Below are 10,787 nucleotides of genomic sequence, written 5' to 3' on the forward strand. Positions count from 1 at the left end.
CTGGGCTATCGCAGCGCGGAGGATTTCAATGCGAAGTTGCCGAAGTCGCGGTTGGCGACGGAGACGGTTATCACCGCGCTCTGATCGTCGCTCCACGACACCCGGCCGCCACTCCAGTCTCCCTCAGACACGACGGCCGGGATCGCCCGCCCGATCCGGGCATGACGATGCCCGGATTGGAATTCCCCACAGCCCCCTTGCTCCTCCGTTCCGGCGCAACGCTGCGCTTGACTCCCTGTTGCTTTCCTCTATGATTTGTTTCTATTCACTTTTCTATTCATTTATCTATTCAAATCATGGGCAAGCATTCCGACGCCGTTCGCCTCCTGCTCGGTCGCGGCCCGGTTACGGCGCGGCAACTATCTGAAATAATTGGGATAAGTCAGCCGACCGTTTCAAGGGTTTTGGCCAAACTCGGCGACGCCACCCTCCGCCTCGGCAGCGGGCGAGCTATTCAATATGCCCTGCGCGACCCGGCTCGCGGACTGCCGGAGATCCCCGTCCACCGCGTCAGCGATACGGGAAAACTGCACCTGCTCGGCACCCTGATTCCCGTACGCCCCGAAGGCTTCGTGATGCAACACGAGGATGGAAAGCAAGGCTACAGCGAAGGTCTGCCGTGGTGGCTGCTCGACATGCGTCCGCAGGGCTTTCTCGGCCGCGCCTATGCGGCGCGCCATGCCGCCCGGCTGGGCCTGCCCCAAGGTCTTGCGGAATGGAGCGACACTCACGCACTGCGTGCCCTGATCGCGCACGGGCACGACGCCATCGGCAACCTGCTGCTCGGCGAAGAGGCGCGGAATCAATACCTGAGTCACGCCACTACGCCGATCGGATTGCTGGAAAAGACAGCAACCTACCGTCGCCTCGCCGAAGAAGCCGCTCGCGGCGATCTGCCCGGTTCATCGGCCGGCGGCGAGCAACCCAAATTCACCGCCTGCGCAGAAACCCCCGCCGGGCCTCGCCACGTGATCGTCAAATTCACTAGTACCGACGACAACCCGATCACCGAGCGTTGGCGCGATCTGCTGCTGGCAGAACATCTCGCGCTCGAAACCCTGCGTGACGCAGGCATCCCTGCAGTGACCACCCGCCTGATCGACGCCGGCGCACAGCGCTTTCTCGAAGTGGAACGATTTGACCGCGAAGGAGAAGCCGGGCGGCACGGCGTATTCTCGCTCGCCGCACTGGATGCCGAATTCGTCGGCGCCGGCGCGGCACCATGGCCAAGTATTGTTGCCCGGCTCGCAGCAGCCAGGATCGTCAGGCCCGAAGCAACAGCGACGGCAGCATTGCTCTACGCCTTCGGGACGCTCATCGGCAACACCGACATGCACCCCGGCAACCTTTCGTTCATCAGCGACAGCGGCCCACCCTGCGCGCTCGCACCCGCCTACGACATGCTGCCGATGGGTTTCTGCCCCACAAGCGCAGGAACGCTTCGAGATACCCTGCAGCCCGCCAGGCTGATTCCGGAAGTTGATAACGGCACTTGGAGACAGGCCGAAGAACTCGCGGGGCAATACCTTGAGAGGGTCGAAAATTGCACTGAACTATCGCCGAGATTCGACCGATGCAGAGAGGCACTGGCCCTGCATCTTCATGACGCGAGCCGAAGCATTTCCCGCCTCGGATAGCCGCCAGGCGCGGACGCGTCGCTACCGGGGAGCATTTCAATGCGAATCGGTGCTAAAGCGATCTTCACTTTGCCGATTCACATTAAAGCATGCTTTAATAAGCAATCGTCAAATTAAAGAACGCCTTGAAACCCATGCGCACCACCGGCACCTACCTGACCACCACCACGCTCGGCGAATCTGTGCGCGCGTTCGTGCCGCATGCGTTACCGCCAAGCAAGCCGGCGCTTGCGGCCGAAGCGTTTGCCGCGCAGAACCGTGCCGCGGAACTGGCATTGGCGCGCCTCTCCGGCGTATCCGGCCTCGTCCCCTCGGTCGATTGGCTGCTCTACGGCGCCATCCGCAAGGAAGCCCTGCTCACCTCGCAGATCGAAGGCACGCAGGCCACGCTCACCGATCTGTTCGACGAAGAAGCCGGCTTCGCCATCGGCAACACCGACGACGTCGAGGAAGTCACCAACTACCTGCGCGCCTTTCGCCTCGTGCAGGACAACCTGCGCAACCCCGCCGGGCTGCCCGTGAGCATGCGGCTGCTGTGCGACGCCCACCGGCTGCTGCTTGAAGGCGTGCGCGGATCGGGCAAGCAGCCGGGCGAACTACGCCGCTCGCAGAACTGGATCGGCGGCACCCGCCCCGGCAACGCCGTCTTCGTGCCGCCACCGGCCAACAAGATCGGCAAGCTGCTCACCGACCTGGAACATTTCATCCACGGCCCGGCGGCCGCCAAGCTGCCGCCGCTGGTGCGCATCGCCCTCGCCCATGCGCAGTTCGAAACCATCCACCCCTTCCTCGATGGCAACGGACGTATCGGTCGCCTGCTCATCGCGGCGCTGATGGAGCACTGGCAACTGCTGCCCGAGCCGCTGCTCTACCTCAGCGCCTACCTCAAGCAGCATCAGGCCGAGTACTACCGGCGGCTTGGCGCCATCCGCAGCGATGGGGATTGGGAAGGCTGGATCGCCTTCTTCCTCGAAGGCGTGGCCGTGGCAGCAGGCGAGGCCGAGCGCAGCATTGTCGCCATTGCCAGCCAGGTGACGGCGGATCGGCGCCGCCTGCTCGCCTCGCCCAAGGCCACCCCGGCAAGCTACCGCCTGTTTGAACTGCTGCCGATGATGCCGCGCTTCAACATCGAGCGCGTGCGTTCAGCCCTCGACACCAGCTTCCCGACGGCGACGGCGGCGGTGAAGTTGCTGGAAAGCTTGGGGATCGTGGTTGAGCTGACGGGGCAGAAGAAGAATCGGTGTTTCAGCTATCAGGCCTATGTGGAGCTTCTGACTAGCTAGAGAAAGTTAAGCCACAGGCCCGTCCTGCCGTTGTGCCATCTACCGTTGCCCCAAACTGCAATGAATTACAATGTGCTATCAGCACTGTTCGAGCGTACGCGAGGCTGATCAAACGCCTTATACCCCGCCGGACCCGTCTTTCCAACACTACATAAACCCAAGAGGGGTAATGATGCCCCTGGATCAACCCGATCCCTGATCTAGGTAAACAACCAAGTAAACGCTGATGGCAAATCACTCGAACCCCGCACATGACTAGAGACCAACTCAAAAAACTGGAGCGCGACCTCTGGGCTGCCGCCGACAAGCTCCGCGCCAACTCCGACCTCAAGGCCAGCGAATACAGCACGCCCGTGCTCGGCCTGATCTTCCTCAAGTTCGCCGACAACAAGTACCGCCAGCACGAAGCCGCCATCGTGCAGGAATACGAAAAGCTCAAAGGCACGCGGCGCGAAAAGAGCCTGGAGGAAATCGCTATCGAGAAGTGCGGCTTCTTCCTTCAGGACTACGCCCGTTACGACTACCTGCTGCAGCTGCCCGAGAAGGAAAACATCGCGCAGGCCATCCGTCGCGCCATGGCCAGCATCGAAAAGAGCAAACCCGAACTGCTGGGCGTGCTGCCGCAGGAGGAATACGACCGCTTCACCCGCAGCGACAAGAACAAGGGTATCCCCAAGGACCTGCTCAAGCTCTTCTCGGACATCCCGGTAGACGCCGCCGGCGACGTGTTCGGCCAGATCTACGAATACTTCCTCGCCAACTTCGCGTTGAGCGAAGGCCAAGGCGGCGGCGAGTTTTTCACCCCGCGCTCCGTCGTCAAGCTGATGACCGAGATCATCGAACCCCATGGCGGCAAGGTCTATGACCCGGCCTGCGGCTCAGGCGGCATGTTCGTGCAGTCGGCCGAGTTCATCCACCAGCACCAGGCCGACAAGGCCGCCGATCTGGACGTGTACGTCTGCGGCACCGAGAAGACGCTGGAAACCGTCAAGCTGGCCAAGATGAACCTGGCCGTAAACAACCTGCGCGGCGAGATCAAGCAGGCAAACACTTATTACGAAGACCCCTTCAACGCCTTCGGCACCTTCGACTACGTGATGGCCAATCCGCCCTTCAACGTGGACGATGTCACGCTCGACGCGGTAGAGAAAGACAAGCGCTTCAACACCTACGGCGTGCCGCGCAACAAGACCAAGGCCAAGGGTAAGAAAGAAAAGGACGGTAAGGAAAAGGCCGTCGAGACAGTGCCCAACGGCAACTACCTGTGGATCAACCTATTCGCCACCTCACTGAAAGAAGGCGGCCGCGCGGCCCTGGTTATGGCCAACTCGGCCTCCGATGCCCGCCACTCCGAAGCCGATATTCGCCAGACCCTGATCGAGCAGAACCTGATCTACGGCATGCTCACCCTGCCGTCCAACCTGTTCTACACCGTCACCCTGCCGGCCACCCTGTGGTTCTTCGACAAGGGCAAGACCGACGAGCGGGTGCTGTTCATCGATGCCCGTAACATCTTCACCCAGGTGGACCGGGCGCACCGCGAGCTGACCGACGAGCAGATCCAAAACATCGCCATCATCCCGCGCCTCCACAAGGGGCGTCGGCAGGAATTCGTGGATTTGGTGGATCGCTACCTGCGCCTAGGCATTGCCCAACTGCATGAGGCCGCCGAGCACCTACCCGGCCTGAACCACCGCCTGCTGGCCGTCCTCGCCGAAGAGGCTGACGAACAGACCACCCAGGCCGCCCGCGATGCCATTGCCCACCTGGAAGCCCAATGGGCGCAACTGGCGGACCTGGACAAGGCGCAGGCGCAGCACGAACGCAGCCGCGGCCAGAAGCACGGCATCGAAGACCGCAACGAGGCGCAGCACGCGCAGCGCGCCCGCTTCTCGCCCTTCTTCGACGGCCTGCATGCGGCGGTGAAGGCGCTCGACAAGACCCTCCGCGAGATGGACAAGCGCAAGGCCGCAGCCGCCAAGGCCGAGGGCAAGCGCGTTACCGCCAACCGCCAGACCAAGGCGGTAAAGGAAGCGGTGCAGGCGCTGCACGACGAAATGAAAGCCGCCGAACTCTTTTACCAGCACGTGAGCTGGCTACAGGAGCGCTTTCCCAAGGCCAGCTACGAAGACGTAACCGGCCTGTGCAAGCTCGCCAGCCGGGAGGAGATCAAGGAGCAGGATTGGTCGCTGAATCCGGGGCGCTATGTTGGGGTGGTGATCGAAGAGGATGGCAAGACGGAAGAGGAATTTCTGGAGGCGCTCTCAGCGAGTCAAACCAAACTGCTGGAGCTAACGGAAGACAGTCAAGCACTTTCGAAAGTGGTTGCAGCAAATTTGGAGGCCTTGTTGAAATGACTGCGGCCTGGCAGACGGTACGGATTAGTGACTTTGGCAAAGTCGTTACTGGTAAGACGCCATCTAGCGATCGACCCGAAGAGTTTGGCGATTCGTACCCCTTCATCACGCCAAGTGATATCGACAACACGTCCAAGCTTGCAAAGACGGAACGTTACTTATCAGAGGCTGGAGCAAATACTTTGCGCAACGCCTTGCTGCCTCCGAAGGCGGTTTGCGTCGTTTGCATAGGAGCTACGATTGGGAAGGTCGTCATGACTGACCAACCGTCGTTCACGAACCAGCAGATCAACAGCGTGATTGTTGACAGCCGTCGGTTTGATCCGGATTACATCTATTACCTCTGTAAGGGGATATCAGAGACCTTCCAGACCTTTGCTGGTGGCGCGGCGACGCCAATCATCAACAAGACGGTCTTTTCGGCAATCAAAGTGAAGATACCCGACTTGGCCGCCCAAAGTAAGGTTGCAGCCGTTCTGAGTTCAATTGATGATCTGATCGCCAACAACCAGCGCCGCATTGCCTTGCTGGAGTCCATGGCCGAAGAAATATACCGCGAGTGGTTTGTGCGAATGCGGTTTCCGGGGTGCGAGAGAGTAAAAACAGAAAAGGGTATTCCCGCGGGATGGTCGCCATCCAATCTCGGCTCTATAGCTAGCTTCGTCATGGGCCAAAGTCCAAGCTCCGAGTATTACAACGAGATCGGTGATGGCTTGCCTTTTCACCAAGGCGTCGGCACCTACGGAGATCGATATCCTACTCATGAGGTCTTCTGCTCCAGCGAAGGGCGACGAGCAAAGTCTGGGGATATTCTTTTTAGCGTGCGCGCGCCTGTTGGACGCCTGAACATCGCCGATACTGACCTGATCATTGGACGTGGTTTAGCCGCCATGCGACATAAACAGGACTTCAATAGCTTCCTGTTCTATTTGCTAAAAGTGACATTTGCCAACGAAGACATGATTGGAAACGGCTCCATCTTCAACTCCGTTGGTAAAGATGAGTTAAAGCGCCACCCGATCCTAAATCCTCCAACGCCACTCATACAAAGATTCCAGAACATCGTCGTGCCGATCGACTCTCAACTGGCAACACTGTATGCGTCGACTACCCAACTAATAGCGATGCGCGATACGCTCTTGCCCCGCCTTATTTCCGGCAAGCTCCGCGTCGATCAGCTCGATATACAATATCCTCCCAGCATGAACGCAGAGTCGATGCAGGTGACTTAAGGGCGGAACAGGGGAGCGGGTGGCGATAAATTTCATTTCGGAAGACGACATCGAGCAGGGGCTGATCCAGCGCTTGCAGCACCTGTGCGGCTTCGACGCGCTGAACTGCTATACCGCCCAGCCCGATGAGCTGAACGATGGCTCGGGCCGTAGCGACAAGCGCGAGGTGATCCTGGCCGACCGGCTGCGCGCCGCCGTCGAGCGCCTCAACCCTCAGGCTCCGGCCCATGCGGTGGACCAGGCCATGGGCCAGTTGCTGCAGCCGCGCACGGCGATGAGCCTGGTGGCCGCCAACCGCGAGATGGACGGCCTGATCCGCGATGGCGTGCCCGTCACCTACAAGCCCGAGAGTGGCCCGCAGGCAGGGCAGACGGTGACCGAGCGACTGAAGGTGATCGACTTCGACGAGCCTGACCCGAAAGCCGGCCGCAACGAGTACCTGGTCGTCAGCCAATTGTGGATTCGGGGCGAGTTCGGCTACCGCCGCCCCGACGTGCTGCTCTACGTGAACGGTCTGCCGCTGGTTTTCATCGAGCTGAAGAACAGCAACGTCAAGCTGCGTGCCGCCTTCGACGACAATCTCACCACCTACAAGGCCGAGATTCCGCAGCTCTTCGTGGCTAATGCGTTGTGTCTTCTCTCCAACGGCATCGAAACCAAGGTGGGCAGCCTGACCGCACGGTGGGAGCACTTCTTCGCCTGGCTGCGCGTGGAGAACGAGAAGGAAACCCTGGACCGCAAGGCCATCGCCGAACAAGGCCTGAGCGTGGAACGGGTGGTGCTGGGCCTGCTCGTGCCGGAACGCTTGCTCGATTACGTCGAGAACTTCTGCGTGTTCTATCGGGAAACGCAGAAGGTTATCGCGCAGAACCACCAGTTCATCGGGGTGAACAACGCTTTCGCGCAGTTTGTCCGCCGCCGCGAGCTGGGCGGCAAGCTGGGGGTGTTCTGGCACACCCAAGGCTCCGGAAAGAGCTTCTCGATGGTGTTCTACACCCGCAAGATCTTCCGCAAGCTCGCCGGCAATTTCAGCTTCCTGGTGGTGACCGACCGCGACGATCTGGACGGCCAGATCTACCGCAACTTCCTGCACACCGGCGTGGTCGGCCCGAAGGACGACGTGCGACCGCGAGACAGCGCCCAGCTGCGCGAGATGCTGGGCAAGAACAAGCGCGTGGTATTCACGCTGATCCAGAAGTTCCGCTACGACAAGGGTAAGGACTACCCGTTGCTATCGGATCGCGACGACATCGTGGTCATTGTCGACGAAGCCCACCGCACGCAATACGCGAGTCTGGCCGAGAACATGCGGGCGGGTCTGCCGAATGCCGCCTATCTGGCCTTCACCGGCACACCCCTGCTGGGCCAGGAGCGCAAGACCAACGCCTGGTTCGGCGATTACGTTTCGGAATACAACTTCCAGCAGAGCGTGGAGGACGGGGCCACGGTGCCTCTGTTCTACGAAAAGCGCGTACCGGAAGTACTGATCCAGAACGACGACCTCAGCGAGGAGTTCTCCGAGATCGTCGAGGACGAAAACCTTGACGAGGCCGCGCAGCAGAAGCTGGAAAAGCGCTTCGGTCAGGAATTGGAGGTTATCAAACGCGATGACCGGCTGGAGACGATCGCCCGCGACATCGTTTATCACTTCCCCCGCCGGGGCTATCTTGGCAAAGGTATCGTCATCTCGATCGACAAGTTCACGGCTGTGACCATGTACGACAAGGTGCAGGCGCTGTGGAAGGACGAGATCAAGAAGCTCACCGGCATCATCAACGGCACGAAGAACGACATCGAGCGCCTGCGCCTGAAGCAAATCCGTGACTGGATGCGCAGTGTGGAGATGGCCGTGGTGGTCAGCGAAGAGGCGGGCGAGGAAGAGAAATTCGAGAAGCGGGGCCTCAACATCAAACCGCATCGCGAGCGGATGAACCGACTCGACAAGCATGGCCACGATATCGAATTCAACTTCAAGGACCCGGAGCATCCGCTGCAGCTGGTCTTCGTCTGCGCCATGTGGCTGACGGGCTTCGATGCGCCTACGGTGAGCACCTTGTATCTGGACAAGCCCATGCAGGGCCACACGCTGATGCAGACCATTGCCCGCGCCAACCGCGTGACCGGCCATGAGATCAACGGGGTGGCCAAGCACAACGGCGAGATCGTGGACTACTACAACGTTTTCCGCCGCATGAAGCGGGCGTTGAAGGACTATGCCGCCGGGCCGGGCGACGACGAGGACGATATGCCCGTCCGCAACAAGCAGGAGTTGTTCGCCCTGCTCGACGAGGCCATTGCCCAGGGGCTGGCGTTTTGCGATACGCAGGAGGTCAATCTGCGCGGCGTGCTGGACCGCGGCGATGTATTCGAAAAGCTGGGCCAGTTCAACGCGTTTGCCGACGCCATGCTGGCGACGGACGAGCTGCGCAAGTCCTTCAACGTCTATGAAAACACCATCAGCTCGCTCTACGAGGCCTGCAAGCCGGAAGTGTTCGGGCAGGGCAAGGGAAGAATGGTTTCCGCCTTCCAGTATCTGCGCGGAATCATGGATAGCATCGTCGAGCAGACGGATGTCGATAGCGCTGCGCTACGACTCGCTGCGCTGCTCGACGAGAGCGTGGTGGTGGATAACGCCGAGGCCTTCAAGGCCAAGCAGTTCCAAGCTGAATATCAGATCGTCCAGCGTGGCAAGGCGTGGGATCTGAGCAAGGTCGATGTAGAAAAGCTGCGAGAGGAATTCAAGCAGGCGCCGTTCAAACACATCGCTATCGCCGACCTGCGGGCTTTCCTGCAAAAGAAGCTGGCCGAGATGCTGGGGCAGAATGCGACGCGCGTCGACTTCGTACAGCGCCTGCAGCGTGTGATCGACGCATACAACTCCGGGGCTACGGCAACCGAGAACTACTACGAGGAACTGTCGGCGTTCGCCGAGGCGCTCAAGGAAGAAGCAGAGCGCCACATTCGCGAAGGTCTGAGCGAGGACGAGCTGGAGCTGTTCGACCTGCTGAAGAAGGACGCAATGACGCAGGAGGAAACGCAGCGCGTCAAACTATCGGCTAAGCGTTTGCTGAAGCGACTGGTCGAGGAGCATCCGAAACTGCTCGTGCAGGACTGGTTCAAGGATCGGCAGTCGATGCAGCAGGTACGCTCGGAAATCGAACGAGTGCTCGACGAGGCACTGCCGGAAAGCTACGACCGCGCGACGTTCAAGCAGAAATGTGACAACGTTTTCGATCTGGCGGTTGATTACGCAAACCACCATCGCCGCTGGGCTGCGTAACGGATTGCTTCCAAGTCGACACATCTGACCTGCTGACGAAAAGACTATTCATGAACCCCAAAAGCAAAACGGCCAACCCGAAGGTTGGCCGTTTCTTTTGTTACTGGTCGGGGCGGCGGGATTCGAACTCGCGACCCCTTGCACCCCATGCAAGTGCGCTACCAGGCTGCGCTACGCCCCGACACGAGGCGCGGAGTATAGCACAACCCTTGGTCAGAATGCGGCGGTCCAGGTCGCGCCGGCGGCGAAGTCGTTATTGCCGGAGATGTTGAATACGTCCTTGCGCGCGCCCAGCTGGAACGAGAGCGACTGCACCTTGTTGATCGGGGTGCTGTAGTTCATCTTGAAATCCAGTTCGCGGCCGCTGGGCACGAGGCTCACCATTTCCACGCCGTAACGCGCGACGCCCGTGTCGGCATCGATCGACGGCGTGACGACGCCCACCTGCCCAGAGGCCACGCGCAGCGGCTGCTTGAGGGAGACGGCGAGGCGATCTTCGGCATTGACCAGCTGGCGCGCCATGTAGGTGACACCGTAGGAACGCGAGCGCAGCGTCGTGGTGCCGGCGAGCAGACCGGTGCCTTCGGCCGCTTTGGTGACGGCTTCGCCGGCTTCGAACAGCAACGAGTTGTGGTCGTCGAAGGCGTAGGCGAGCGAGACACCGAACTGCCCGGTGCGGTTGCCTCCAAGGCCCATGGCGGAATTGCTGGAATAGCTGCTGCCGAGGAGGCCGCTGGTTTCGTCGAGCATGCTGAAGGAGACACCGGCGGTGAGGTCATCGCGCAGCTTGCTGGAGAAGCCCATGGTGTAGTTGGCGGTGGGCGAGTTGCCGGAAGCGGCGCCGAAGGCCGGGTTGCCGGCGTAGAAGCCGATCGGTGTCTGCGCAAAGCTGATGGCCATGCGCGAATCCTGCCCCACCTTGGCGCCGTAGGCCATGTGGTAGCCGCCCATGGCGAGGTCGCTCAGGTTGGAGATGCCCATCTCGGCGGCCATGTGCG

General features: G+C 60.6%; 6 protein-coding genes, 1 tRNA gene and 1 pseudogene. 6 read left to right on the top strand and 2 right to left on the bottom strand.

Annotation, left to right across the window (positions count from 1 at the left end):
* The 6 genes and pseudogenes from RKP46_RS00005 to RKP46_RS00030 form a co-directional block, all read left to right on the top strand.
* Positions 1-84, top strand: a pseudogene (locus RKP46_RS00005) (NAD(P)H nitroreductase); the annotation flags it as partial.
* 212 nt (positions 85-296) lie between these two features.
* Positions 297-1,637: a type II toxin-antitoxin system HipA family toxin YjjJ gene (gene yjjJ, locus RKP46_RS00010; RefSeq protein WP_311104722.1), complete on the top strand. Its 1,341-nt coding sequence runs from the start codon at positions 297-299 to the stop codon at positions 1,635-1,637.
* A 134-nt stretch (positions 1,638-1,771) separates the two neighbouring features.
* Positions 1,772-2,920, top strand: coding sequence for a Fic family protein (locus RKP46_RS00015; protein ID WP_311104723.1), 1,149 nt, complete (start codon positions 1,772-1,774; stop codon positions 2,918-2,920).
* Between the two features lie 251 nt (positions 2,921-3,171).
* A complete protein-coding gene (locus RKP46_RS00020) occupies positions 3,172-5,277 on the top strand; it encodes a class I SAM-dependent DNA methyltransferase (protein WP_311104724.1) in 2,106 nt (701 codons plus the stop codon).
* On the top strand, positions 5,274-6,509 hold the full coding sequence (locus RKP46_RS00025; protein ID WP_311104725.1) for a restriction endonuclease subunit S: 1,236 nt from the start codon (positions 5,274-5,276) through the stop codon (positions 6,507-6,509). Before RKP46_RS00020 ends, RKP46_RS00025 begins: the two co-directional genes overlap by 4 nt.
* Before the next feature lie 19 nt (positions 6,510-6,528).
* The gene (locus RKP46_RS00030) at positions 6,529-9,789 is read left to right on the top strand and encodes a type I restriction endonuclease subunit R (RefSeq protein ID WP_311104726.1); all 3,261 of its coding nucleotides are present in this window, start codon (positions 6,529-6,531) and stop codon (positions 9,787-9,789) included.
* A 104-nt stretch (positions 9,790-9,893) separates the two neighbouring features.
* On the opposite strand, the gene RKP46_RS00035 is transcribed toward RKP46_RS00030, so the two are convergent.
* Both RKP46_RS00035 and RKP46_RS00040 read right to left on the bottom strand, forming a co-directional pair.
* Positions 9,894-9,970: transfer RNA gene (locus tag RKP46_RS00035), tRNA-Pro, on the bottom strand.
* A gap of 32 nt (positions 9,971-10,002) precedes the next feature.
* A partial coding sequence (locus RKP46_RS00040) for a hypothetical protein (protein WP_311104727.1) occupies positions 10,003-10,787 on the bottom strand: 785 nt, incomplete at its 5' end.

This window comes from Accumulibacter sp. (assembly GCF_031732815.1).
Classification (GTDB): domain Bacteria; phylum Pseudomonadota; class Gammaproteobacteria; order Burkholderiales; family Rhodocyclaceae; genus Accumulibacter.

Coding starts and splice junctions, on each gene's coding strand:
- yjjJ (WP_311104722.1), top strand. CDS start 297: ATGGGCAAGCATTCCGACGCCGTTCGCCTCCTGCTCGGTCGCGGCCCG.
- RKP46_RS00015 (WP_311104723.1), top strand. CDS start 1,772: ATGCGCACCACCGGCACCTACCTGACCACCACCACGCTCGGCGAATCT.
- RKP46_RS00020 (WP_311104724.1), top strand. CDS start 3,172: ATGACTAGAGACCAACTCAAAAAACTGGAGCGCGACCTCTGGGCTGCC.
- RKP46_RS00025 (WP_311104725.1), top strand. CDS start 5,274: ATGACTGCGGCCTGGCAGACGGTACGGATTAGTGACTTTGGCAAAGTC.